At 39.3% G+C, this 24,685-nt stretch carries 21 protein-coding genes, 1 riboswitch and 1 other annotated feature; of the genes, 11 read left to right on the top strand and 10 right to left on the bottom strand.

Translation table 11 applies throughout. From position 1 onward, the window contains the following. Position 1: 1 nt before the first annotated feature. The 3 genes from ACFQ4X_RS11755 to pckA form a co-directional block, all read right to left on the bottom strand. Positions 2–619 carry a TetR/AcrR family transcriptional regulator gene (locus ACFQ4X_RS11755; RefSeq protein ID WP_379835333.1) on the bottom strand — a complete coding sequence of 206 codons (618 nt, stop codon included), beginning with the start codon at positions 617–619 and terminating at the stop codon, positions 2–4. Next, a complete protein-coding gene (locus ACFQ4X_RS11750) occupies positions 573–1,859 on the bottom strand; it encodes an MFS transporter (RefSeq protein ID WP_379835331.1) in 1,287 nt (428 codons plus the stop codon). The genes ACFQ4X_RS11755 and ACFQ4X_RS11750 overlap by 47 nt, the downstream gene beginning before the upstream one ends. 136 nt (positions 1,860–1,995) lie before the next feature. Next, positions 1,996–3,579 carry a phosphoenolpyruvate carboxykinase (ATP) gene (gene pckA, locus ACFQ4X_RS11745; protein ID WP_379835329.1) on the bottom strand — a complete coding sequence of 528 codons (1,584 nt, stop codon included), beginning with the start codon at positions 3,577–3,579 and terminating at the stop codon, positions 1,996–1,998. 261 nt (positions 3,580–3,840) lie between these two features. Continuing rightward, a riboswitch (SAM riboswitch) is annotated at positions 3,841–3,971 on the top strand. A 161-nt stretch (positions 3,972–4,132) separates the two neighbouring features. Between pckA and metK the strand changes: the two genes are divergently transcribed. Beyond that, positions 4,133–5,338, top strand: coding sequence for a methionine adenosyltransferase (gene metK, locus ACFQ4X_RS11740; protein WP_379835327.1), 1,206 nt, complete (start codon positions 4,133–4,135; stop codon positions 5,336–5,338). 171 nt (positions 5,339–5,509) lie between these two features. Here the strand turns inward: metK and ACFQ4X_RS11735 are convergent, their stop codons facing one another. Then, on the bottom strand, positions 5,510–6,838 hold the full coding sequence (locus tag ACFQ4X_RS11735; RefSeq protein ID WP_379835326.1) for a UDP-glucose dehydrogenase family protein: 1,329 nt from the start codon (positions 6,836–6,838) through the stop codon (positions 5,510–5,512). A 136-nt stretch (positions 6,839–6,974) separates the two neighbouring features. Then, complete coding sequence (locus ACFQ4X_RS11730) at positions 6,975–7,526, bottom strand: phosphatase PAP2 family protein (RefSeq protein ID WP_379835324.1); 552 nt, start codon at positions 7,524–7,526, stop codon at positions 6,975–6,977. 489 nt (positions 7,527–8,015) lie between these two features. Between ACFQ4X_RS11730 and ACFQ4X_RS11725 the strand changes: the two genes are divergently transcribed. Further along, positions 8,016–8,387: a VOC family protein gene (locus tag ACFQ4X_RS11725; RefSeq protein ID WP_379835323.1), complete on the top strand. Its 372-nt coding sequence runs from the start codon at positions 8,016–8,018 to the stop codon at positions 8,385–8,387. Here ACFQ4X_RS11725 and ACFQ4X_RS11720 read toward each other — a convergent pair. Then, complete coding sequence (locus tag ACFQ4X_RS11720; RefSeq protein WP_379835321.1) at positions 8,377–8,895, bottom strand: gamma carbonic anhydrase family protein; 519 nt, start codon at positions 8,893–8,895, stop codon at positions 8,377–8,379. The two genes, ACFQ4X_RS11725 and ACFQ4X_RS11720, sit on opposite strands and share 11 nt — an antisense overlap. A gap of 321 nt (positions 8,896–9,216) precedes the next feature. Here ACFQ4X_RS11720 and ACFQ4X_RS11715 point away from each other — a divergent pair, with 321 nt between their 5' ends. Both ACFQ4X_RS11715 and ACFQ4X_RS11710 read left to right on the top strand, forming a co-directional pair. Further along, entirely contained in the window at positions 9,217–10,017 is an 801-nt protein-coding gene (locus tag ACFQ4X_RS11715) for an alpha/beta hydrolase (RefSeq protein ID WP_379835319.1), read from the top strand. A gap of 28 nt (positions 10,018–10,045) precedes the next feature. Then, positions 10,046–11,116, top strand: a complete 1,071-nt coding sequence (locus tag ACFQ4X_RS11710) for a tetraprenyl-beta-curcumene synthase family protein (protein ID WP_379835318.1) — start codon at positions 10,046–10,048, stop codon at positions 11,114–11,116. A gap of 256 nt (positions 11,117–11,372) precedes the next feature. On the opposite strand, the gene ACFQ4X_RS11705 is transcribed toward ACFQ4X_RS11710, so the two are convergent. Then, positions 11,373–11,948 carry a class I SAM-dependent methyltransferase gene (locus ACFQ4X_RS11705; RefSeq protein WP_379835316.1) on the bottom strand — a complete coding sequence of 192 codons (576 nt, stop codon included), beginning with the start codon at positions 11,946–11,948 and terminating at the stop codon, positions 11,373–11,375. Next, entirely contained in the window at positions 11,945–12,910 is a 966-nt protein-coding gene (locus ACFQ4X_RS11700) for a TIGR01212 family radical SAM protein (RefSeq protein ID WP_379835315.1), read from the bottom strand. Before ACFQ4X_RS11700 ends, ACFQ4X_RS11705 begins: the two co-directional genes overlap by 4 nt. 161 nt (positions 12,911–13,071) lie before the next feature. Here ACFQ4X_RS11700 and ACFQ4X_RS11695 point away from each other — a divergent pair, with 161 nt between their 5' ends. The 6 genes from ACFQ4X_RS11695 (at position 13,072) to ACFQ4X_RS11670 (ending at position 21,064) form a co-directional block, all read left to right on the top strand. Further along, complete coding sequence (locus ACFQ4X_RS11695; protein ID WP_379835313.1) at positions 13,072–14,271, top strand: MDR family MFS transporter; 1,200 nt, start codon at positions 13,072–13,074, stop codon at positions 14,269–14,271. Positions 14,272–14,402: 131 nt separating this feature from the next. Continuing rightward, positions 14,403–14,631, top strand: a binding site (T-box leader). Positions 14,632–14,904: 273 nt separating this feature from the next. Next, on the top strand, positions 14,905–17,325 hold the full coding sequence (gene leuS, locus ACFQ4X_RS11690) for a leucine--tRNA ligase (protein WP_379835312.1): 2,421 nt from the start codon (positions 14,905–14,907) through the stop codon (positions 17,323–17,325). A gap of 14 nt (positions 17,326–17,339) precedes the next feature. After that, positions 17,340–17,642, top strand: coding sequence for a rhodanese-like domain-containing protein (locus ACFQ4X_RS11685; RefSeq protein ID WP_130294330.1), 303 nt, complete (start codon positions 17,340–17,342; stop codon positions 17,640–17,642). 138 nt (positions 17,643–17,780) lie between these two features. Further along, positions 17,781–19,700 (top strand): putative bifunctional diguanylate cyclase/phosphodiesterase, encoded by a 1,920-nt coding sequence (locus ACFQ4X_RS11680; protein WP_379835310.1) that lies wholly within the window; start codon positions 17,781–17,783, stop codon positions 19,698–19,700. 451 nt (positions 19,701–20,151) lie between these two features. Continuing rightward, complete coding sequence (locus tag ACFQ4X_RS11675; RefSeq protein WP_379835308.1) at positions 20,152–20,787, top strand: SDR family oxidoreductase; 636 nt, start codon at positions 20,152–20,154, stop codon at positions 20,785–20,787. Positions 20,788–20,875: 88 nt separating this feature from the next. Beyond that, positions 20,876–21,064 carry a sporulation protein Cse60 gene (locus tag ACFQ4X_RS11670; RefSeq protein ID WP_379835307.1) on the top strand — a complete coding sequence of 63 codons (189 nt, stop codon included), beginning with the start codon at positions 20,876–20,878 and terminating at the stop codon, positions 21,062–21,064. Between the two features lies 1 nt (position 21,065). On the opposite strand, the gene ACFQ4X_RS11665 is transcribed toward ACFQ4X_RS11670, so the two are convergent. Then, on the bottom strand, positions 21,066–22,328 hold the full coding sequence (locus tag ACFQ4X_RS11665) for an NAD(P)/FAD-dependent oxidoreductase (RefSeq protein ID WP_379835305.1): 1,263 nt from the start codon (positions 22,326–22,328) through the stop codon (positions 21,066–21,068). A 238-nt stretch (positions 22,329–22,566) separates the two neighbouring features. Here ACFQ4X_RS11665 and ACFQ4X_RS11660 point away from each other — a divergent pair, with 238 nt between their 5' ends. Continuing rightward, positions 22,567–24,171: a putative polysaccharide biosynthesis protein gene (locus ACFQ4X_RS11660; protein ID WP_379835303.1), complete on the top strand. Its 1,605-nt coding sequence runs from the start codon at positions 22,567–22,569 to the stop codon at positions 24,169–24,171. A gap of 49 nt (positions 24,172–24,220) precedes the next feature. Here ACFQ4X_RS11660 and ACFQ4X_RS11655 read toward each other — a convergent pair whose 3' ends face one another. After that, entirely contained in the window at positions 24,221–24,658 is a 438-nt protein-coding gene (locus tag ACFQ4X_RS11655) for a DUF6884 domain-containing protein (RefSeq protein WP_379835302.1), read from the bottom strand. Between the last annotated feature and the right edge of the window lie 27 nt (positions 24,659–24,685).

The following is a 24,685-nucleotide window of genomic DNA, read 5'->3' as shown; positions in this document are numbered from 1 at the left end:
TTTATTTTTGTTGGTTTACACCTAACATACTGGCTAAATGAGACAAGAAAATATCAATTTGAGCGTTAAAGTTTAAATCTTTTTTATTGAGGAAGATTGTGGCTATATTTATTCCATCGTTAAAAGTTATGAAATACCTTGCAATTGTATCTAAAGGATATTTAGGGTTGAATTCTCCCTTTTTTACACCTTCATCAAATAATTTCATCAGATGTTCAATAGCAAATTCATAACGTTCTTTCATGTAGATTTTTTTCTCAGGAAGCAATCTATTGATTAAGAAGTATTCGATTTGTACAGCTCCAAACAAATCTTCTGTATCACTCGCAGATTTATAATCTTCGAAATCTTTTACTAATGAATTCCAAATTGAAGGATGTTTAGCCATATCTTTAATCTCTTTGCTGTAAGTTCTATTCGAATCTTCTAATATTGATAAAAACAAGTCTTCTTTACTGGAGAAGTAGGAATACACGCCACCTCTGCTTAAATCGACAGCATCAATTACATCTTGCATGACAAAGGCTTCGTACCCTTTTTTTATAAATATTTTTTTTGCTGCTTCTAGAATGCTACGCTTCCGCTCTTCTTTGTGGCTCTCCGTTACTTTCGGTGACATATGGTTCTCCTTTTTTTGCTTCAATCTTTCCTATTAAAATAAAAGCTATCACACTTATGAGACACAATCCACTTGAAGTAATAATAAAGATCGGAATGACACCGAATATCTCTGCTAACAATCCGCCAGCAACAGGACCGACTAAAGAGGAAAACGTCATGATGCTGCCGATTGTACCGAATGTACGGCTGGTCATGTGTTCGGGAGTTAGCTTTAATACATTAGCCTGAAAGGGAATAAAAACATACCCAGCCCCAACACAAGCTAAAAATGTTATAGAAGGTGCCCAAAACATAGGATTGGAAAGACTAATATCAGTAAGGATAGCAAGACTACCAAATCCTAAACCGAGTGCCAATATTCCGCCTGCCATAGCCTTAATCGCATTTTTAATTTCAAACTTACTCAAGATGATTCCCGTAACTAAAAACCCTGCTCCAGAAGCGGTCATAACAGTACCAATTAATCGGGGTGACACTTCTTTTAATTCTCTAAAGAGAGTAACGAACTGTGAATCTGACATCTGAATAACGAACATAGTAACAGCCATTAAAAGCGTTCCGTACATAATAGCGGGAATCCCCTTAATAAATGAGAAACCATCAAGCATTTCTTTGATAAAGTTCTTCTTTAGCTTATTCTCTTCGTGTTCTTCATTAAGAATTTGTGAAGGGTTTGCTGGAATCTTAAGCAGGAGAAGAACGGATAGCAAAAAGGTTATTGCATCAAGAATAAAGATGATCTTGAAACTCCATAGTGCAAGAAGAAGGCCGCTTACTGCAGGTCCGATTATTTTCGTGCCGCTCTCAATTATGGAACTGATTGAGGCAGCTTGTTGCATGTGGTAATCCGGCACAATTTCTTTCAGCTTTCCGTTTTTGGCCGGTGTAAAGAGAGCCGAAAAAATACCTAATCCAAATAATAATGAATACACATGCCAAAGTTCATTAGCAAAAACGAGACCAAAAATAATGAAACCTCTTGCCGTATCAGAAATAATCATAATGTATTTGCGTTCCCAACGATCAGCCAAAACACCTGCTACAGGCCCCAGTAAAGTCATTGGGAGGGCAAGAGATAAGATAATTAACGAAACTTGTAGTGGTGTTGCTTCCCATTTAAGCCCCACCAGTGTGAACACAGCAAGAATTGATAGCCAGTCTCCAAGATTGGAAATCAGTTGAGCAGAAATTAACAATTGATAGGGTTTGTTTTTTAATAATTTTTCCGATTGTTCCATGTAATCAGCTCCCGGTCATTAAAGTGACATTCATGTCGTTATTATAAATGACATCGATGTCACTTTTCAACTCTTTTTTTCAAATAAATACCAAAAAACCCTCCCGCTGGATAACGGGAGGGTTGATTTAAGATGATTACGCGAGTGGTCCTGCTTGCGTGATTTCAGAAGAAACGGATTTGAATTTTTCAAAGTTAGCCTTAAATTTAGCAGCAAGTTCTTTTGCTTTTACATCATATTGTTCAGGGTTATCCCATGTTTTCTTTGGCTGAAGAACTTGATCAGGTACACCTGGGCAATGTGTTGGAATGTGAAGTCCGAATACAGGATCTACAACAGTTTCAACAGATGTCAGCTCACCTTCAAGTGCCGCTTGAACCATAGCACGAGTGTAAGATAAATTCATACGGCTTCCGACACCATATTCACCGCCGGACCAGCCTGTGTTAACAAGGAATACTTGAACATTATGCTGATCGATTTTCTTGCCAAGCATTTCTGCATAAACAGTTGCAGGCAACGGAAGGAATGGAGCACCAAAGCATGTTGAGAAAGTTGCTTGCGGTGAAGTAACTCCTCTTTCAGTTCCAGCAAGCTTGCTTGTATATCCAGATAAGAAATGGTACATCGCTTGTTCTTTTGTTAATTTACTGATTGGAGGCAATACTCCAAAGGCATCAGCTGTTAAAAAGATAATTGTATTTGGGTGACCTGCCACACTTGGCTGAATGATGTTTGGAATCGCATCAACAGGATATGCCGCTCTTGTATTTTCAGTTAATGTGGAATCCTTATAGTCAGCAATACGGGAATCCTCATCGATCATTACATTCTCTAATACACTTCCAAAACGGATGGCATTCCAAATCTGCGGCTCTTTTTCTTTTGAAAGATCGATTGTCTTTGCATAGCATCCGCCTTCGACGTTAAATACACCAGTGTTAGCCCATCCGTGCTCATCGTCACCGATTAAGCGTCGGTTAGGATCAGCGGAAAGTGTTGTTTTCCCAGTTCCGGATAAGCCGAAGAAAAGAGCTACATCACCTTCGTTTCCGACGTTGGCTGAACAGTGCATAGAAAGGATTCCTTTTTCAGGAAGCAAGTAATTCATAACAGAGAATACTGATTTTTTAATCTCACCAGCATATTCAGTACCACCGATTAATACGATTCGTTTTTCAAAAGAAATAATAATAAACGTTTCAGAGTTTGTTCCATCCTCAGCAGGATTTGCTTGGAATCCAGGAGCTGAAACTACTGTAAATTGAGATTCATGTGAAGCAAGTTCAGTTTCATTAGGACGCACAAACATTTGATGTGCAAATAAATTGTGCCATGCATATTCGTTAATAACTTGAATAGGAAGACGGTACTCTTGATCTGCCCCTGCGAAACCCTTAAATAAGAATAACTCTTCTTTAGTGCCTAAGTATTGAAGTACTTTTTTATATAATTTATCAAAGTTTTCAGGTGAAAATGGTTTGTTTACTTTGCCCCAGTCAATGGATTTTTTTACGGATGCATCTTCAACGATAAATTTATCCTCAGGGGACCGACCTGTGTATTTCCCCGTGGTTGCTCGAAGTGCACCTGTAGAAGTAAGAATGCCTTCTTTTCTTGTTAATGATTTCTCTACTAAAACCGGAACAGGCAAGTTCTGGTGAGTTGTTTCACGGGTCACAAGTTCATTTAAGGTTGTCGTAAATTCCAAAGTATTCATATCAGACAGTACCATCCTTTATCCTAGAGTGATATATTCGAAAATTAGTATAACACATTAATTTAAATAATGTATACTATTTTATGAAAGCGCATCAGAAAAGTTCTTAATCCTAAAAAAAAGGCTTAAATACACCAGGAATCTCCATCATATTGAAAGCGATATCAAAAAAATACAAAATTCAGCTTCTTCTTATTGATATTAAAGGGATTTCTATTGACATCATAAAGTCATTGCGCTATTATATTTCGAGAACGGCTACTCTTATTCTGAGTAGGTGGAGGGACAGGCCCTATGAAACCCAGCAACCGACATGAAAGCGGAGATTATGGATCTGCTTAAAATGAAAAGGTGCTAACCTGCAAGGTGAAAATAACCTTGGACAATAAGAGGATGAAGGCATTTTTATTTTAAACCTTTTCCCTCGTGAATGATATGTGAAACAGGGAAGGGCTTTTTTTATGCCTTTTTCAAGGTAAGAACATAAACAATGCAAAATAGATAAGAATAAAGTACCGTATCATACTGAAAGCAATTAAGGGAGGATATTAATTTGTCCAAAAAAGTTAGTCGTCGTTTATTTACATCTGAGTCGGTAACAGAAGGTCATCCGGATAAGATTTGTGACCAGATTTCAGATGCAATCCTAGATGAAATTTTAGCTAATGATGCTAATGCTCGTGTAGCATGTGAAACATCTGTTACAACAGGTCTTGTACTTGTTGCTGGTGAGATCACAACTTCTACTTACGTAGATATCCCAAAAGTTGTACGTGAAACAATTAAAGAAATCGGATATGACCGAGCAAAATACGGTTTCGATTCTGAAACTTGTGCTGTACTAACTTCTATCGATGAGCAATCTGCTGATATCGCAATGGGTGTAGACCAAGCGCTAGAAGCAAGAGAAGGCTCTATGTCAGATGCTGAGATTGAAGCAATCGGTGCAGGTGACCAAGGTCTAATGTTCGGATTTGCTTGTAACGAAACAGAAGAGCTTATGCCTCTTCCGATTTCATTAGCACACAAATTATCTCGCCGTCTTACTGAAGTACGTAAGTCTGAAGAAATTCCTTACTTGCGTCCAGATGGAAAAACTCAAGTAACAGTTGAATATGATGAGAACGATAAGCCAGTACGTATCGATACAATCGTTATTTCTACTCAGCACCACCCAGAGAACACACTTGAAGAAATTCAAAAAGATATTAAAGAAAAAGTAATCAAGCCAGTTGTTCCTGCTGAGTTAATTGATGAGAACACAAAATACTTCATCAACCCTACTGGCCGTTTCGTTATCGGCGGACCACAAGGTGATGCTGGTCTAACTGGACGTAAGATCATCGTTGATACTTACGGTGGTTATGCACGTCATGGCGGTGGAGCATTCTCTGGTAAGGATGCTACTAAAGTTGACCGTTCAGCTGCGTACGCTGCTCGCTATGTTGCGAAAAACATCGTAGCTTCAGGTCTTGCTGACAAAGTTGAAGTTCAGCTTGCATACGCGATCGGTGTGGCTCAGCCTGTATCAATCGCTGTAAACACTTTTGAAACAGGTAAAGTATCAGAAGAAGTTCTTGTAGAACTAGTTCGCAACAACTTCGATCTTCGTCCGGCTGGAATCATCAAGATGCTTGATCTTCGCCGTCCGATCTACAAGCAAACTGCTGCATATGGTCACTTTGGCCGTACAGATATCGACCTTCCATGGGAGAAAACTGACAAGGCAGAAGAACTTAAGAAACAAGCAAATATTTAATCTGATAAAACAGACTCCTTTTACATGGGAGTCTGTTTTTGTTTTGATGAATATAGCGCTTTGTCGAAAATTCCGTATTTTTTAAATAACGTGCGATTTTCAGATTTTCACTCAGCATCTCAAACAAAATAATATTAAAAAGCCTGCCATTTTTAAATGGCAGGCATCCTTTTATACAAATAGCTGATTTTTAACACCTAAACTTCTAACTTGTGGTCTTCCAATTGACTCATAATGTAGAGGATAATGTTCAGCAACACGTTTGACCTCTTCAAGAGTAAACATGTTTCTCCCATCAAAAATAACAGGCGGCTGCTTCATTCTCCTGATATTTTCAACCAGCAAAAGTTTTTTAAAATCATCCCATTCAGTAATGATAACTGTAATTTCCGAATCAGTTATGGCTGATTCAAAAGAATGAGCAATGTACACACCTTCTACGGGGAAATCTCTCACTAGTGGATCGAATGCAGTCACTCGAGCTCCCTCATTCACGAGTTTTTCTGATAAAACAATTGATGGGGCAGAACGTATATCATCTGTATTTGGTTTAAATGAAAGTCCAAGGAGTGTTATTTTCTTATTTTTTAAATCTTCACCGTAAGCCATTATTTTTTCGAAAAAGAGCTCACCTTGTTTTTCATTAATATCGAGTGTCTTTCCGATAAAAGGCAGTTTAACACCAATGTCTGCTGCCGCATTTTCAATTGCTTTCAAATCTTTTGGAAAACATGAGCCGCCAAAACCAATTCCGGCTTTTAAAAAGTCACTGCCGATCCTTGGATCTAACCCAATTCCGGAAGCTATATCATCAATGTTTGTTCCTAATTGATCACTTAGCTGTGAGATCATATTAATGTATGAAATTTTCATAGCCAAAAAGGAATTTGCAGCATATTTAAGCAGTTCTGCACTTCTTGCATCTGTTTGCAAAATCGGCGCATCCCAAGCGCTGTATAAACTTTTCAATATTTTTTGTACTTTTTTGTCTGAAGCTCCAATTATAATTCTTGAAGGGTTCATAAAATCATATACTGCTTTTCCTTGCCTGAGAAATTCAGGGTTGTGGGCAAAAGAAAAGTTTGAATCACTGGTTTGTTTATTTGCTATCTGCTCCATTTTTTCAGTTGTACCAGGGGGAACAGTACTTTTAATTACAATAATCTTATCTGATAAACTATGCCTGGCTATCTCGTTTACAGCAGACTCCACCTGTGATAAGTCGGCTTTGCCATTTTCGTCCTGAGGGGTGCCGGTACAGATGAAAATAATATCACATTCAGAAATAACTTCCCGGGCATCATGAGTAAAAGATAATCTGTTAAAATTTTGGTGAAGCAAAGGCTCAAGTCCGTCTTCAAATATGGGTATGCCTCCAGATTGCAAGGTAGCTATTTTTTCTTTTGCTGTATCATGAATGAATACAGTATGACCTCTAGCAGCTAAGCTTGCTGCCGTTACAAGTCCTACGTATCCAACACCAAATATGCCAAGTTTCATGATTTCTCCCCTTATTACAATTGTGTATAGTCTGAATGATACTGCCTCTACGTATTGTAACAACAGAATACCTAAGATGGTAGAGCACGATTTTTCCATTTCATAACGTCTCAGGTCTGTACGGGGAATTCTGGTATTAAATTAGGTTAGCCAAGTTAAAAGCTTTAACTAAGAATATTGAAACAAAGCTTGAACTTATGCCAAGAACTATCCCAGCTAGAACATCGGTAGGGTAATGAAGCCCGAGATACATCCGTGAAATAGCTACTAAAAGAGCTGCGAAAAGCAGAAACACTCCCAAAAACGGGTTTAATAGGATAAGAGGTGTCACAATGGAAAAAATGGCTGTTGTATGACCGGAAGGGAAAGAATGATCTTTCAACGGATTGTCTCCTATATTCGTATCGGGAAGGCTCATGTAGGGCCGCTTCCGAGGATATATTTTTTTCGAAATCATAACTGGAATGTGACTGATGATGAGTGAAACCATACAGACAGCTCCCCATGATTTTAAGTGTGCAGGGAGGAGTAATAAAAGCAGAACAGCTGTTGAGATCGTAGCAGTTGCGCCGCCAAGATGAGTCCACACATGAAAGAAACGATCAATGGAACTTCTGTGCATTCGTCCATTAATAAGCCGGAAAAATGTACACTCTTTTTCATAAAGCCAATTAAAAACTTTTGCCACTAATATCCCCCTCTTCTTTAATAATTTGATATGTTCATCATAAAATACAATTGTTATGGGAAAATGAAGGCAGTGTAAATATTTATAAAAAAACCGTCCTAAAACGCTGGGAGTGGATAATCGGATAATCCCTCTTTCTCTTAGGCTGTTTCCGCAAACTTTGTTGCTCTTGTAAGTAGTTGATTTCCGCTCCAGGTTGCTTCGCTTTCCGCGGGGCGTGCGGTGAGCCCCCTCGCCGCTTTGCGCCTATGAGTGGTCTCACCTGACCGCTCGTCCCGCAGGAGTCTCGCACCTTCTGCTCCAATCAACTTGTCAGTGAAGGAAATGAACAAAATTACTTAAAAACAACAATCTTTTAGAAAAGAGCCTTCTCTTAAGAAGCGAAGAGACTCATTTAGGGAGATGTTTAAGCCCTTATAAATCTCTTTTTATGATTAATTATGATAAAATAATGGGCAAATCATGATTTGAAAATGAGGTGTAGAGGACATGTACAAAGGAATACATCATGTTTCACTGCTGGTTACAAACTTGAAGGAATCATTGGATTTTTACGAAGGAATCTTAGGTTTTAAACAAAATAAAAAACGCCCTCAATTTGATTTTCCGGGCGTTTGGTATGATATTGGCGATACACAGCTTCATTTAATTGTCCACAATAAAGGAAAAGCCAGAAGAAACACAACTGAGATTGACAGCAGAGACGGTCATTTTGCGGTAAGGGTTGAAGATATGGATAAACTAATCAAGACTCTTGATGCTCACGGTGTTAAATTTGTAAATAAACCAAACAATAAAACCGATTGGCATCAGGTATTTGTGAGTGATCCTGACGGCAACTTAATCGAATTTAACGTTTAGACTGAAGTGACTTATAATATTGTCCTTTTTCATAATATTCCCGACGTATACGATCCATATCTTTAATATCTTCTTCTGTCAATTCACGTATTACTTTTGCCGGTCGTCCGAATGCAAGAGTATTTGGCGGTATCACTTTTCCGGGAGGTACAAGACTTCCTGCACCTATAAAGGCACCTTTGCCGATATGTGCTCCGTCAAGCACCAATGAACCCATGCCGATTAATGCATTTTCCTCAACCGTACAGCTATGCAGAATAACGCTATGACCAACTGTTACCCCATCTTTTAATTGAAGTGTGCGATTCGGACTTTGATGAAGTACAGAATTATCTTGTACATTTACATAATTGCCGATTATTGTGGGGGAAACATCCCCACGAATTGATGTGTTGAACCAGATCGAAGAGTACTCTCCAATCTGAACATCACCGGTAATTGTTACATAGTCTGCAATAAACGCAGTTTCAGAAATTTTAGGCTTTTTGTCTCCATAAGGATAAATCATGGTATACACATCCTGTATTTTTATTAATTAGGCTGTTTTCGTAAACATTGTGGCTATTAGAAGTTGTTGATTTCCGCTCCAGGATGCTCGCTTTCCGCGGGGCGTGCGGTGAGCCCCCTAGGCTCTTCAAGCCTACGGGGTCTCACCTGTCCCGCTAATCCCGCAGGAGTCTCGCACCTTGCGCTACAATCAACTAGTCAAAGAAGCGTACTCAACAAGAAATGTTCAGAAGTCCAGCAACAATCTTATAGAAATGAGCCATTAATTAAGTATAGTTTAGCAAATCGGATACCTTTATGAATAGGAAAGAGGATGGTATATATGTGGACATGGACAACAGATCGGGAAGCTAAAGGTACGATTGTAGTCGTACATGGTGCAAACGAACATCATGGAAGGTACGACTGGGTTATAAAACAATTAAATGAGTCCGGTTTTCACTGTGTTTCTGGAGATCTCCCTGGCCAAGGTACAACAACGAGAAGAAGAGGGCACATCGATGCATTTGATGAGTACATCTTTACAATTGAAAACTGGTTTCTAGAGGCTAAAAAACTTGGCTTGCCAGTGTATATATTAGGTCACAGTATGGGCGGACTCGCTGTTATTCGCACGTTAATGGAGAGAAATCTGGATGTTCGGGCTGTTGTTTTATCTTCACCATGTCCTGGGTTAGTTCATTATCCCTCAAGAGGAAAAGAAGCCCTTTCACGGTTATTGAACAAACTCGCCCCTGGTGTAAGGCTTGCTACAAACTTGCCAGAAGGCAGTGCAACAAGGAATGAAGAGATACGAGTAAGGGACAAAGAGGATAAATTAATCGTTAAGAAAGTTTCGGTAAGGTGGTATCGGGAACTGACGTCATCGATTAAGCATGCATTTGAACACTATAAAACCTTTCCGAACATCCCATTACTGCTGCTTCAGGCAGGTGACGATTTAATTGTAGATAAAGAAGCCGTAAAACGCTGGTTTAACGGAATTTATCTGGAAGAGAAATGGTATAAAGAATTTCCTTCACTGTATCACGAAGTTTTAAACGAACCTGAGCGGGAAAATGTCTACGAATACGTAAAAAGATTTTTAGATCTGCATAGTGAAGCCAATAAAGGAAAAAGGTAAAGAAAGAATAATCAAAAGGAGCATCTATATGAACAAAGTTCCGGTTCACCCATGGGGATTGATGTATTCTGTTTACACCAAAGTTTTTCCGGCTGTCAGCCAGCTGCTTCAAAATTGGCATGATAAAGCAGAAAAGATACCTGATCCTGAATTGAGGCAGCAGGCTTTAAGCAGCATCTCCAATAAGATGTTTCACTGTGAAGGCGGCGCCATCCTTACTCTTCTCGCCGGACAGCATCGAAAAAAAGCCATAGAATTTGTAGTAGCTTACCAAACGATCAGTGATTATTTAGATAACCTCTGTGATCGGAGTACCTCTCTTAGTGAAAAGGACTTCAGGGCACTTCACGAAAGTATGTTCCATGCACTTAGTCCAGGGGTAAAACCAGTTAACTACTACAGGTACAGGGATGAGCAAGAGGACGGCGGATACCTTGCTGATCTTGTATTAGCCTGCCAAAAGGTATTATCGGAAATGCAGGCATACCCGAACATTGCAAGTGAGCTGATAGGACTTGCCCAAATTTATTGCGATCTTCAAGTTCATAAGCATGTTGTTGTGCAGGAAAGGGAACCTCGTCTGATCAGCTGGTTTGGGGAATATCAGTCTGTTCTGCCTGATATAACATGGTATGAATTCTCCGCTTGTGCTGGTTCGACACTTGGTATCTTTTGTCTAGTCAGCTATGCTTTTCAAGGCGATTTCACAAAAGAATCTGCTGAAACAATCACAAAAGGTTATTTCCCTTGGCTGCAGGGATTACATATTCTGCTGGATTATTTTATTGATCAAAATGAGGACAAGCTTGAAGGGGATCTTAACTTTTGTACGTATTATAAAAATGAGCAGCACATGCTTGAGCGCATGGTTTATTTCGCAAAAGAAGCGGAAAGCAGCTGTTCGAAATTACCCAATTCAAAATTTCATCGTCTTATCCAGAGAGGCCTGCTCGGAATTTATTTAGCAGACCGCAAAGTTTCTGAATGCCCTGTGATTAAGAAAATGGCGTCACAACTTGTAAAAGTAGGAGGCGCAACGAGCTACTTCTTTTACGTGAATCGAAAAGTTTACCAGAAATTAAAACCAGCTCTTTCGTAATAAAAAGATTGTTATTGCAATCTTTGTTGCTCTTGTAAGTGGTTGATTTCCGTTCCAGGATGCTCGCTTTCCGCGGGGCGTGCGGTGAGCCTCCTTGGCGCTTTGCGCCATTAGGAGTCTCACCTGTCCCGCTGGTCCCGCAGGAGTCTCGCACCTTGCACTCCAATCAACTTAACAATGAAGAGAATGAACTAAGTAAGCAATCTTTTAAAGAAGAGCCAAATAAAAAGGCTGAATCAACATAAGTACGTTGATATCAGCCTCTTTTTTCGATCGCTACAACAAATGGAGGATCGTTTTTTTGATTAATGAATTCATATTGCAGAACGTGTGCTTTTTTCTGATCAAGGTTTTTAACAAAGTCCAAGACATGATTTTTCTCGCGTTTTCCTTCTTCATGACCATGATAGATTACCAATATGATGATTCCCTCAGGTTTTAAAATATGAAGCAGCTGTTTAATCGCTTCGATAGTAGAGGTGCCTTTTGTTGTAATGGATTTATCGCTTCCTGGCAGATAGCCTAGGTTAAAAATAGCAGCTGAAACTCGTCCGAATAAAGTTTCAGGAAGTAAGTTCATCATTTCATCATGCGAAGCATGAAAGAATGTTACATTATCATCAGCTAGGTTTTCTGTTAACCGCAGTTTAGATTTTTCAATTGCCTGCTCCTGAATATCAAAAGCAAATACTTGTCCATCTTTACCTACTAGCTTTGATAAATACAAAGTATCATTGCCGTTGCCGCATGTAGCATCAATAACCATATCACCTTGCGAACAAAATGAATGAAGAATAGTTCTTGCAAAAGGGAGAACACCTTCTAATTTCATAAAGAGTTCACCTCTTCTTTTAAATAAAATTTCCCCTGAAAGCTGTTTCTGCGTTTCAGTTCACTTTCGATGGCATTAAGCACTTTCCACTTATTTAAGCTCCACATAGGCCCAATCAAGAGATCGGAAGGACCATCTCCTGTTAATCGGTGAATCATCATATCTGGAGGAATGATTTCGAGCTGATCGCATACAAGGTTTACATACGTGTCAAAATCAAGAAAATCAAGCATGCCTTGTTCATATTGCTTTACCATCGGAGTCTTTTTTAATAGATGCAATAGATGTATCTTAATACCTTGAACATCCAGTTTTGCAACTTCACGTGCAGTTTCCATCATCATTTTAGGCGTTTCGAGCGGTAGTCCATTAATGATGTGGGAGCAGACTCTAATATTGTGTTTACGCAGTTTGTTAACACCCTCAACGTAGGTCTGATAGTCGTGCGCACGATTAATAAGCATAGCCGTTCTTTCATGTACGGTTTGAAGCCCCAGTTCAACCCACAAATACGTACGTTTATTTAAATCAGCCAGATATTCCACTACATCATCAGGAAGACAATCAGGACGTGTAGCGATAGCTAGACCAACAACATCTTCTTGCTCGAGAACAGTCTCATACATTTCTTTTAACTTTTCAACAGGAGCGTATGTGTTCGTAAAAGCCTGGAAATAGCCGAGATACTTTCCTTTTTTCCACTTAGAATGCATGCGTTCTTTTACTGTGTGAAACTGTGTAATAATATCATCTCGGCGATTCCCCGCAAAATCTCCTGAACCGCTTTGGGAACAAAACGTACAGCCGCCGTAAGCTGCTTTTCCATCTCGGTTTGGACAATCAAATCCTCCGTCTAAAGGGATTTTGATAATTTTTTCTCCGAAGTGAGATTTTAAATGGTGATTCCATGTGTAATATCTTTTATCGCCAAAATAAGCCGGCTTTTCAATAAGGTGTGTCAACCTGTTCACTCCTTTTTTCCGGTGATGAGCACCAAGCCAATTGTAGCATGTACTAGGGATGAGCGGCAAAATAGCTGTAATTTATTTTCGTTGTAAAGTTCAGGAAAAAGGACTAAAATACAGAAGGGTTTTTATGACATCATGGTAAGCGGGGGATCTTCATGCCAGCGAAAGTGTGGCTGCTCATAATAGGTATGGCACTGAATGTTACAGGCTCAAGTTTTCTTTGGCCGATCAATACCATCTTCATGCATGAGCATTTAGGTAAATCTTTAACCATAGCCGGGATCGTATTATTACTGAATTCTGGTGCAGGGATTATTGGGAATTTAACAGGCGGTTTGTTGTTTGACAAACTAGGCGGATTTCGCACGATCATGCTTGGGGTTTCTATTTCATTTACCACTTCATTTTTATTAATTTGGTTTCATGATTTCTGGTCCTACAGCATCTTGCTGGTCTTTATGGGATTCGGTATGGGAATTGTTTTTCCTTCCATGTACGCCCTTGCCGGTACGATGTGGAAAGAAGGCGGAAGAAAAGCTTTTAATCGCATCTATATCGCGCAAAATGTAGGTGTCGCTTTAGGTGCAGCGCTTGGCGGATTAGCTGCCTCATATTCTTTCACATTATCATTTATCAGCTGTTCTGCTCTTTCATTTCTTTTCTTTATGATCGTATTATTTGGTTTTAAAGGGATAGATGAACAAGAAAGCGGCAGTGTTCAGACTGTTTTCTCACAAAAAAAGCGTATTCATAATAAACAGGCTTTCTTCGCCTTGCTCATCCTTTGCGGGGGATACCTGTTAGCCTGGATTGGTTATGTTCAATGGCAATCGACCATTGCTTCATACACGCAGGATTTAGGTGTGACATTAAAGATGTACAGTCTATTATGGACCGTGAATGGATTGTTCATCGTTCTCGGACAGCCTTTAATAAATGTTTTTCTAAAGAAATGGCTGCAGTCAACAACAAGCCAGATACTTGTCGGATATGTCATATTTATCATCTCGTTTGTGATTGTTGGAAACGCGAAGGACTTTAGCGGATTTATAATTGCGATGGTGGTGCTGACAATCGGTGAGATGCTAGTTTGGCCAGGTGTTCCGAGTATTGCGGCAGAACTTGCTCCTCAGGGCCGGGCAGGATTCTACCAAGGAATTGTTAATAGTACAGCGACAGGCGGCAGAATGCTTGGCCCTTTATTTGGAGGAATGATCGCAGACTTTTTTAATATAAGTATATTGTTTCAAACTATCATTGGGTTGATGGTCGTAGCATTTATTCTGACCATTGTTTACATCCGAAACAGACAATCTATTAGAAAAACAAATCCATCTCAATCCGCAGCTGTTTAAAAAAATATGGGCAGATCATTTTGCCTAGTAGGATTTGAGTTTAAAAAAGGAAAAAATAGGTTATATTAGTTCAAACAACCTTGACATTTTTTAAAAGAATTCATAAAATACAAATTAACATCTTTTATTCGTTAATAACGATGAGAGGGACTAGTAAAAAAAGAATGGCATTTAGAGAGTTGACGGCTGGTGCAAGTCAACCCGGACTTTTTTGAACTCACCCTTTAGTTGCAAGTGTGAATAAAGTAATGCTTGCCGTCCCGCCGCGTTAAGGTTAGTTTGAGTGAACGTGATTTTTGCGTTAATCAGGGTGGTACCGCGGCAGGTTCAAAATTTGTGATCTAACCTTTCGTCCCTAATGTTTTATTAGGGATGGGAGGTTTTTTTATTTGGCTTTTTAAAAGATTGTTGCTATAAGAAGGGGTTGATTTCCGCTCCAGGTGCTTCCTTTCCGCAGGGTGTGCGGTGAGCCTCCTTGCGCTCTGCGCCTTTAGGAGTCTCACCTGTCCCACTGATCCCGCAGGAGTCTCGCACCTTGCGCTCCAATCAACTTTCAATGAAGAAGCAACAATCCTTTAGATAAAAAGTCTGTTATTTTCACCAAAAAGCAGGGTCTATGAAGGAGGAATGGTTATGTATTATAACCACAAAACAATCGAGAAAAAATGGCAGCATTTTTGGGATGAAAACAAGACATTCCAAACGAAAGAAGAATATGACAAAAAGAAGTTTTACGCATTAGATATGTTTCCATACCCATCCGGAGCAGGTCTTCACGTAGGACACCCGGAAGGATATACAGCAACTGACATTCTTTCCCGTATGAAACGCATGCAAGGCTATAATGTACTTCACCCAATGGGCTGGGATGCATTTGGTCTTCCTGCTGAACAATATGCTCTTGATACAGGTAATGATCCTGCAGAATTTACAGAGCAAAACATTAATACCTTCCGCAGACAGATTAAAGAATTAGGTTTCTCTTATGATTGGGACCGTGAAGTTAATACGACAGATCCATCTTATTACAAGTGGACGCAATGGATTTTTATCCAGCTTTATAAAAAGGGTCTGGCGTACGTTGATGAAGTTCCGGTTAACTGGTGTGAAGCGCTGGGAACAGTTCTAGCTAACGAAGAAGTTATCGATGGAAAGAGCGAACGCGGAGGTCACCCTGTAGTCCGTAAACCTATGAAACAATGGATGCTTAAGATTACGGCTTATGCGGACAGACTTTTAGAAGACCTTGAAGACTTGGATTGGCCAGAGAGCTTGAAAGATATGCAGCGTAACTGGATCGGACGTTCAGAAGGTGCAGAAGTTCATTTTGACGTAGACGGCCACTCTTCTAAAATTACAGTGTTTACAACAAGACCAGACACATTATTTGGTGCAACATATCTAGTGCTTGCTCCTGAAAATAAGCTTGTAAAAGAGATCGTTACAGACGAACAGCTTGAAGCAGTAACAACTTATCAAAAGCAAGTAGAGACAAAGTCCGACCTTGAGCGTACAGAGCTTGCAAAAGAAAAGTCAGGCGTATTTACTGGAGCATATGCGATCCACCCCGTAACAGGTGCAAAGATTCCAATCTGGATAGCCGACTATGTACTAGCAAGCTACGGTACTGGCGCTATTATGGCTGTTCCTGCTCATGATGAGCGCGATCACGAGTTTGCTGTTAAATTTGAGCTTCCGATTGCAGAAGTAGTTGCTGGAGGAAATGTAGCTGAAGCTGCTTATACGGGTGATGGCGAGCATGTGAACTCTGACTTCTTAAACGGCATGCAAAAAATCGAAGCAATCGAAAAAATGAATGCATGGCTTGTTGAGAACGGCAAAGGTGAGAAAAAGATTACTTATCGTCTTCGTGACTGGCTATTCTCCCGTCAGCGTTACTGGGGAGAACCAATTCCGGTCATTCATTGGGAAGACGGCACAATGACAACTGTTTCTGAAGAAGAACTACCATTGCTTCTTCCTGTAATGAAAGAGATCAGACCTTCAGGAACTGGTGAATCTCCACTTGCTAATGAAGAAGAATGGGTGAATGTTGTCGATCCTGTAACAGGCAAGAAGGGCCGCCGTGAAACAAATACAATGCCGCAGTGGGCAGGAAGCTGCTGGTATTACCTTCGCTACATCGATCCTAAAAATGAAGAGCAGCTGGCATCTCCTGAAAAACTGGAGCATTGGCTGCCGGTAGATATTTATATTGGCGGAGCAGAACACGCAGTATTGCACCTTCTATATGCGCGTTTCTGGCATAAAGTACTTTACGATCTTGGAGTTGTTCCAACGAAAGAACCGTTCCAGCGCTTGTTTAACCAAGGTATGATTCTTGGTGAAAACAACGAAAAGATGAGTAAGTCAAAAGGCAATGTTGTTAATCCTGATGAGATTGTTGTGAGTCATGGAGCGGATACACTTCGCTTATACGAAATGTTTATGGGACCGCTAGATGCTTCTATCGCATGGAGTACGACAGGTCTTGATGGTGCCCGTCGTTTCCTTGACCGTGTATGGAGATTGTTAGTTTCCGAGGACGGAGAGAGCCTGAATCCGGCGATCCAAGATACTAAAGGAACAAATGCTTTTAACCGTCTTTACCATCTGACTGTTAAAAAAGTAACGGAGGATTATGAAGGTCTTCGTTTTAATACAGCTATCTCACAGCTTATGGTATTTGTTAACGAAGCCAATAAACAGGAGACACTTCCTAAGGAATTAGTTCAGGGCTTTGTAAAAATGCTTTCTCCGATCGCTCCGCATATTTGCGAAGAGCTTTGGGAAAAGTTAGGTGGTACAGGAAGCATCGCATATGAAGCTTGGCCTGTATGGGATGAAGCGCAGCTAGTTGAAAATGAAGTTGAGATCGTCGTTCAAGTAAACGGTAAATTAAAAGCGAAAATGACGATTCCGGCAAACAGCAGCGGACAGGATATGGAGCAAGTCGCTTTAAATGAAGAAGCTGTTCAACAAAGCATAGAAGGCAAAACGATTCGCAAAATAATCACTGTACCTGGCAAACTCGTAAATATCGTGGCAAACTAAAGGAGGCTTTTCCAATGGACTATGAATTAGAAGAAATTTCACCATCTGAAGTGAAACAATTATTAAAAGATGGCAAGAAAGTATCCTTGATCGATGTTCGTGAAGACGAGGAAGTAGCTGAAGGTAAAATTCCTGAAGCAGCCCATATTAAAATGGGTGAAATACCAGACCGATTAGCTGAGATCGATAAAAACGAAGAACATATCATTATTTGTCGTTCTGGACGAAGAAGTGAAAATGTAGCATACTTCTTATTAGATCAAGGCTATAAAGTAAAAAATATGACTGGCGGCATGCTTGAATATAATAAAGAATAACCATGAAACCCTCTGCTTTAATAAGCATGGGGTTTTTTACATGAAGAAATAATTTAACATATCTAATTATCAGGAAGAGTGAAAAATTAAGGAGTTTCAGCCGATAGTAAGGGTATACTGTGTACCCTGGAGGCTCTCATGGCATTTATACATTCAAATAAAAAGAAGTGGTTAAGCATAATTGCTGCTTTTTTTACTATTCATTTAGCGGGCTCAATAGGGTCGATCTATATTCAAAATATATGGATATATGTTTTAGATATCGGCGCTGTTTTTGTGTTTGGAATTTTTGTCTACAAAATGCTGAAGGAAAAAGACAGCTATGCCATAGATCTTGAGAAGGAAATAAAAAAACATAAAGAAACCCATGCAGAATTAGAAGCAAGCAGGGTCAATCTTCAAAACGTTTTTGACAGCATTGATGTAGCGATTTGGTCACATAACCTGCAAACGAATAAGCTTCTTATCACCTCTGGTATTGAGAAACTTTATGGCTATCCGCTGCAAGCTTTTTATGATGATGTGGATTTATGGAAAAAAGTGATCCATCCTGATGATCTTGAAATTACTATTACGCGTGCATCCGATATTGAAAAAGGGATAATCGCTACTAGTGAGTACAGAATACTTCGTCCAGACGGAGACATCAGATGGATTCAGGACAGAGGAATACCATTTTTAAATGATAAGGGAGAACTTGTTGATTTTAATTCAATTCTGATTGATATAACAGAACGCAAACATGCTGAAATGACAATTAATCAAATGGCTTATTTTGATGAATTAACAGGACTGCCAAATCGTAATGGATTTATGGAGACCTTCGAACAGAAAATGAATGAAGTTGATTTGAAACAGGGGAACCTGGCTTTACTGTATTTAGATCTGGATCGCTTTAATGTGCTCAACGATACACTGGGTCATAGCTTTGGAGATCTTTTACTTCAAAAAGTTGCGGATTTGCTGAAATCAACAGTCGCAGGAAAAGGTCAGGTGTTTAGGAGAGGCGGAGATGAATTTCTCATTCTCCTAGAATTTAAAGATGCAGCAGAAGTGAGAACAGTGGCTGAGGATATTATATGTTCTTTTACAAAGCCATTCTTATTAAGCGGTAAAGAAGTCTTCACGACACCAAGTATCGGAATAAGTTTATACCCAGGAAACGGATCTGACAGTGATACTCTTTTAAAAAGAGCAGACGCAGCCCTGTATCAGGCAAAAGACCGCGGCCGAAACACGTATCAATTTTTTACCGAACAGCATGATGGCAAAATGGAAAGAAGGCTGAACCTTGAACACGGTTTGAGAAAAGCCTTGAAAAAGAATGAACTTTTTCTTGTCTATCAGCCGCAAGTTCAATTCCATACAAAAAAAATATCTGGTGTAGAAGCTTTATTAAGATGGAACAAAGATTCGGAAGGGATCATTTCCCCAGGAGAATTTATTCCTATTGCAGAAGATACAGGAATGATCTTGCCAATCGGCGAATGGGTATTAAAAAACGCTTGTTTGCAGGGTTCTAAATGGCATCAAAATGGCTTTAGTGATCTCCTGATATCCGTAAACATTTCGGTAAGACAGCTTTTGGAAGAATCGTTTGTAGATAGAGTGGAAAGTATTTTAATCGAGACCCATTTTCCGGCATCTTCTCTTGAACTAGAGATTACGGAGAGTACAACGATGGAAAGCATGGAAGAAACATTACCTGTTCTCAACCGTTTAAGAGAGAAAGGGATTCGGATATCAATTGATGACTTTGGTACAGGCTATTCTTCCCTAACGTACTTAAGGCAGCTGCCTGTAGATACTCTAAAGATTGATAAAATGTTCATTGATGATATCCTGACGGATCCTAAAGCAGGTGCAATCGTAAAAACCATAATTGATATGGGTCATAATCTTAGTTTTCATGTTATTGCTGAAGGAATCGAAAGTTGTAAACAAATTGATTTTCTATTAGAACAAGGCTGTATGTACGGGCAAGGATACCATTTGTTTAAGCCTTTAAAACCTGAAGAACTAGAAAAGTATCTTCAAGAGAATATGGTAATCAATTAGTAATAGACTCAAAAAGCCAGTAAAAAACGGCTTTTTGGGTCTTTTTTGTATTTTTGAATTTAGGGGAAGGCTATTTTACGAGCGGTTCTCAGGATTTATGAGCGATTCTTGAGATTTACGAGCTTTTCTCAAGATTTACGAGCGGTTCTCGAGATTTATGAGCGGTTCTCGAGATTTATGAGCGGTTCTCAAGATTTACGAGCGGTTCTCGAGATTTATGAGCGGTTCTCGAGATTTATGAGCGGTTCTTGAGATTTATGAGCGGTTCTCAGGTTTTTTGAGCGATTCTCAAGATTTATGAGCGTTTCTCAGGATTTACGAGCGATTCTCGAGATTTACGAGCGATTCCCTAGGATTACAGACTCATCTCAACCCCCCAACCTAACGATGTTTTACAAAAGCCGTTTAGTGAAACAATACATAAGTACTTAAGTTGAAGGAGTGGATCATAATGAACGTTCTTATTATTGGAGCAAATGGGAATATCGGAAAACTTACAAGTGTCATACTTGCTGAACAAGGTCATACAGTTAAAGCGATGGTTAGAAAAGAAGAGCAGCAAGATCACTTTAAACATGAAAATATTAAAGCTGTCCTTGGTGACTTAGAAAGAGATTTTGAAGATGTATTTGATGGAGTAGACGCTGTTATATTTACAGCTGGTTCTGGTGGGCATACAGGTCCCGAGAAAACAGAAGCAGTAGATTATGAGGGAGCGGTAAAATCAATCAAGCTTGCTGAAAAGCATTCGGTTCAGCAGTTTATCATGGTGAGCTCGTTAGCAGCTGATACACCAGAAAAGGGACCGGAAAGTCTTCAGCACTATTTAAAAGCGAAGGGAAATGCTGATCAGGTACTGATGGAAAGTTCATTAAACTACACGATCTTGCGTCCTGGTGCATTGACAGATGAAGACGGGATGGGATTAATTAATGCGCAGCAAAAATTAAATGAACACGGATCTATTCCAAGGGCGGATGTAGCGAGAACAATCGCAGCTTGTTTGGGCAATGAGCATATGTACCGCAAATTTTTTGAAGTGATAGAAGGAGAAACCCCAATTCAAAATGCAATCGAAAACATATAGACAAAACTAGTCAAAGTCCAACAAAGGAAAAGCATCCTCACTGAACGAATGCTCATGAAGAGATTCATTCTAAGAGAGGATGCTTTTTATGATACAGGTTAAAGTTTTTGATGAAGAACATGAAGATGATCTTGAAGAAAACATAAACGAATTCTTAAGCGGTATTCCCCATGATCAAATTATTGATATTAAATATCAAATTGCGGTTTGTGAAAACGTACATGAAGAAAACTCTACTATGTTTTCTTTTTCTGCCATGATTATTTATAAAAAATAGATTAGCCGAGAGCATGATAAGCGGCATTTGTACCCGCTATGTTGCCGGTGACAAAAGCTACTGTTATGTTGTAACCACCTGTGTATCCATGCAGATCCAGAATTTCCCCGCAAAAGAATAGACCTTCCTGGATTTTAGAAGCCATTGTTTGAGGTGCGATTTCTTTTACAGAGACTCCGCCGCCTGTTACAAAAGCTTTCTCGATGGATAACGTTCCATTAACATGAAACGAAAAACTTTTCATTTGCTGAGCTAGATTACGCAATGATTGCTTAGGGATTTGATCAGCTGTAATGTCGCCATCAATGCCGGCCTTTTCAATTAAGAATAAAAGATACTTCTCAGGAAGCATTCCTTTCAGAACGTTTTTCACAGCCTTTTTTGGTTCCTCAACAACTCTTTTTTCGAGAGTGGAAAGAAGAGCTTCTTCATTTTCATCTGGAAATGAGTCAATTCTCATTTCAATCGAAGGGACGCCGAATTTTTTTAGAGCTTTTACTACATATTGGCTGCAGCGCAATGCGGCTGGTCCAGATACTCCGAAATGGGTGAAAATCATATCCATTTGATGGGCTTTAATCATTTTACCTTTAGGATTCCAGACTGAGAGCGCCACATTTCTTAGTGAAATACCTTGTAATGTTTTTTGTTTTACAAAGCTTTCATTTGATGTGATAGGTACTTCTGTCGGGTACAGTTCTGTAATCGTATGGCCAGCTTTTTTTGCCCATGCATAACCATCACCTGTTGATCCTGTATGCGGAACAGACTTTCCTCCAACAGCGATTACGATAGATTTTGTTTTTAGTATTTCTCCATTCAGTAAAATTACTTCGTGTAATTCTTCTTTATAATTAATAGTCTTAACAGGTGTATTTGTCCGGATTTGAACACCTAGCTCTTTAATCTTATTTAAAAGCGCTTGTACCACATCCGTTGCTTTATTTGAAACAGGGAACATGCGCCCATGATCTTCTTCTTTAAGTTTAATTCCTAAACTTTCAAAGAAAGAAATAATATCCTCATTGTTGAATACAGAAAAAGCACTATACAGGAAACGTCCATTGCCAGGAATGTGTTTAATGATCTCATCTACAGGCAAACGATTTGTAACATTGCACCGTCCTCCGCCAGAAATAGCAAGTTTACGGCCAAGTTTTTCTCCTTTATCAATCAGAAGAACACGAGCGCCGTTCGATGCAGCTCCAACACTGGCCATCAGACCTGATGGACCTCCTCCAATGACAATACAATCATAAATCATAACATCCCAACTTTCTTAATCGTTCAGTTAAAAATCATTTCATACAATAGCACAGCTTTATAAAAAAGGCTATGTATTTTCAATTCCTTACTTTTTTGCAAAAAGTTAAATGAGGTTACACGTGCTTTTAATGTGATACAATACTAATAATGTTTTTTAGTTTATGTATTAAGCCTGACCGTACACAAGGATGTCAGGCAAATTATCTTTATTGATTTTTAGTAGGAGCTGAAAAAGTTTGTCGCGATTACTTCGTGGAACATTGATCTTATCTGCAGCTACATTTTTCTCAAAATTTATTGGATTGATCTTTGTTATTCCGTTTACCAATTTAGTAGGAGAACCAGGCATGGCTTTATACGGTTATGCTTATATTCCATATACGATTTTGCTTAGTATTTCCACAATGGGAGTACCGCTTGCTGTTTCTAAATTTGTTTCTAAATATAACGCTCTAGGCGATTATGCAGCAGGAAGAAAGCTGCTTAAATCTGGATTGCTAGTCATGACTTTAACTGGTTTTCTAGCATTTCTCATCCTGTATATGTTCGCCCCTGCGCTTGCACATCAGATCATTGATGAACGCGGCTCGAAAGGGAATAGCATTGAAGATATTACTTTGGTTATCAGGATGGTTAGTACAGCTTTAATTATCGTACCATCAATGAGTTTGATCCGGGGATATTTCCAAGGCTTTCAATCTATGGGACCTACAGCTGTCTCCCAGGTCGTTGAACAGATTGTCAGAATTCTGTTCATTCTCATAGCAAGCTTCATTGTGATGAACATATTAGACGGAGAGACTACAACAGCTGTTGCATTGTCAACATTTGCCGCAACACTTGGTGCTGTTGCAGGGCTTATTGTCTTGATATGGTATTGGGCAAAAAGAAAGCCTCATCTGCAAAAAATGTACGATAAAAGCAAACCTGTTGCAGATATTTCATTAAAAGATATTTATTTAGAAACGATTAAATATGCGATACCTTTTGTTGCGGTTGGTCTTGCTATTCCGCTTTATCAAATGGTTGATCAATTTACGATTGTAAAAACACTATCAGACTATGGGTATACACAAGAAGAATCAGAGTCTGTTTTTGCGATTATTACACAGATTGCACATAAGCTGGTGATGATTCCTGTATCTCTTGCAACTGCACTTGCACTGACTTTAATACCTGTCATCACTAAATCTTTTACACAAAACAGCCAAGATCTATTGCATAAACAAATTACTCAAACATTTCAGATGGTATTGTTTCTAACAGCACCAGCAGCAATAGGTTTAGCGGTACTGGCATATCCTGCATATGGAGCACTGTTTGGCATGCCGTCAATGGAAACGGGAGGTTTCTACCTTAGATGGTATGCGCCTACAGCAATTTGGTTTGCGTTGTTTACTGTTACTGCAGCAATTTTACAAGGTTTGAATCAGCAACGGTTTGCCTTTATTAGCTTAAGCGTTGGATTTTTAGCTAAACTGCTGCTTAACAAACCTCTTCTATTAGTATTTGCCGGAACAGGATCAATCATCGCAACCAATATCGGATATACCTTATCTATATTGTTTAACCTGTATATCATCAAAAAATACAGCGGATTTTCATTTAAATGGGTTTATCGAAGAACGGTATTAATGACAGTATTTATTGCGATCATGTCGATAGCAGTTGTGGTGATAACATCACTATTAGGAAAGCCAGATACAAGGCTGGATACCATTATAGAGCTTACAGTGGGAATCCTTACTGGAGGAGCGGTATACATCTTCTTAAGTTACCGATCAGGGCTGCTGACGATTATATTAGGAGACCGGGTACCATTTCTTAAACGAAGGAAATAAGGGGAATGAAAAAGAAGGCTGATGCAGCCTTCTTTTCCCATGAAGATTATTATTTTTTTACCTCTTGCTGTTGTTCATCGTACCATTTAAGCTGATTGCCGATGCTGTAGCCTTCAAGCGGCACTTCGAATTCGAAACCTGCTTTTTCTAATGCTGGCTGAAGGTACTCACGGTATACCCAGCCGCCATGAATGAAAATTCTGCATTGAGTGGGTTTAACATGCTGTTCTAAAGCATTGATTACTTGTTCTGCCCACTCCCTTTTTTCAGAAGTAGAAAAATTTTTGATGGACACATTATATGGTTCAATGTATTGATCTTTCGTTAAAAGTCCTTCTTTTGCACTATAAAAATAGAAATCATCATAATGATTCTGTGCGTATTGAACGGACTTAACGAATAACGGGCTTATGTATAAATCTATAGCTGCCGAAGGGGTAGAAGCTTTTTTCCGTGCAGTTGCTAGAAGACCTATTTTCCTTTTCATTCCAATTCCTCCTATAGTACTAAATTA

The organism is Fictibacillus halophilus (genome assembly GCF_042680145.1).
GTDB lineage: Bacteria > Bacillota > Bacilli > Bacillales > Fictibacillaceae > Fictibacillus > Fictibacillus halophilus_A.
Note: the sequence above shows the minus strand (reverse complement) of the source record. Positions and strands in the feature narration are given on the sequence as shown.

Excerpts from the sequence above, each read along its gene's own strand:
- ACFQ4X_RS11675 (WP_379835308.1), top strand. The coding sequence starts at position 20,152 with ATGAACGTTCTTATTATTGGAGCAAATGGGAATATCGGAAAACTTACA.
- ACFQ4X_RS11705 (WP_379835316.1), bottom strand. The coding sequence starts at position 11,948 with ATGAAATTAGAAGGTGTTCTCCCTTTTGCAAGAACTATTCTTCATTCA.
- ACFQ4X_RS11670 (WP_379835307.1), top strand. The coding sequence starts at position 20,876 with ATGATACAGGTTAAAGTTTTTGATGAAGAACATGAAGATGATCTTGAA.
- ACFQ4X_RS11710 (WP_379835318.1), top strand. The coding sequence starts at position 10,046 with ATGAACAAAGTTCCGGTTCACCCATGGGGATTGATGTATTCTGTTTAC.
- ACFQ4X_RS11720 (WP_379835321.1), bottom strand. The coding sequence starts at position 8,895 with ATGATTTATCCTTATGGAGACAAAAAGCCTAAAATTTCTGAAACTGCG.
- ACFQ4X_RS11685 (WP_130294330.1), top strand. The coding sequence starts at position 17,340 with ATGGACTATGAATTAGAAGAAATTTCACCATCTGAAGTGAAACAATTA.
- ACFQ4X_RS11665 (WP_379835305.1), bottom strand. The coding sequence starts at position 22,328 with ATGATTTATGATTGTATTGTCATTGGAGGAGGTCCATCAGGTCTGATG.
- leuS (WP_379835312.1), top strand. The coding sequence starts at position 14,905 with ATGTATTATAACCACAAAACAATCGAGAAAAAATGGCAGCATTTTTGG.
- ACFQ4X_RS11655 (WP_379835302.1), bottom strand. The coding sequence starts at position 24,658 with ATGAAAAGGAAAATAGGTCTTCTAGCAACTGCACGGAAAAAAGCTTCT.
- ACFQ4X_RS11715 (WP_379835319.1), top strand. The coding sequence starts at position 9,217 with ATGTGGACATGGACAACAGATCGGGAAGCTAAAGGTACGATTGTAGTC.
- ACFQ4X_RS11755 (WP_379835333.1), bottom strand. The coding sequence starts at position 619 with ATGTCACCGAAAGTAACGGAGAGCCACAAAGAAGAGCGGAAGCGTAGC.
- pckA (WP_379835329.1), bottom strand. The coding sequence starts at position 3,579 with ATGAATACTTTGGAATTTACGACAACCTTAAATGAACTTGTGACCCGT.
- ACFQ4X_RS11725 (WP_379835323.1), top strand. The coding sequence starts at position 8,016 with ATGTACAAAGGAATACATCATGTTTCACTGCTGGTTACAAACTTGAAG.
- ACFQ4X_RS11695 (WP_379835313.1), top strand. The coding sequence starts at position 13,072 with ATGCCAGCGAAAGTGTGGCTGCTCATAATAGGTATGGCACTGAATGTT.
- ACFQ4X_RS11680 (WP_379835310.1), top strand. The coding sequence starts at position 17,781 with ATGGCATTTATACATTCAAATAAAAAGAAGTGGTTAAGCATAATTGCT.
- ACFQ4X_RS11735 (WP_379835326.1), bottom strand. The coding sequence starts at position 6,838 with ATGAAACTTGGCATATTTGGTGTTGGATACGTAGGACTTGTAACGGCA.
- ACFQ4X_RS11750 (WP_379835331.1), bottom strand. The coding sequence starts at position 1,859 with ATGGAACAATCGGAAAAATTATTAAAAAACAAACCCTATCAATTGTTA.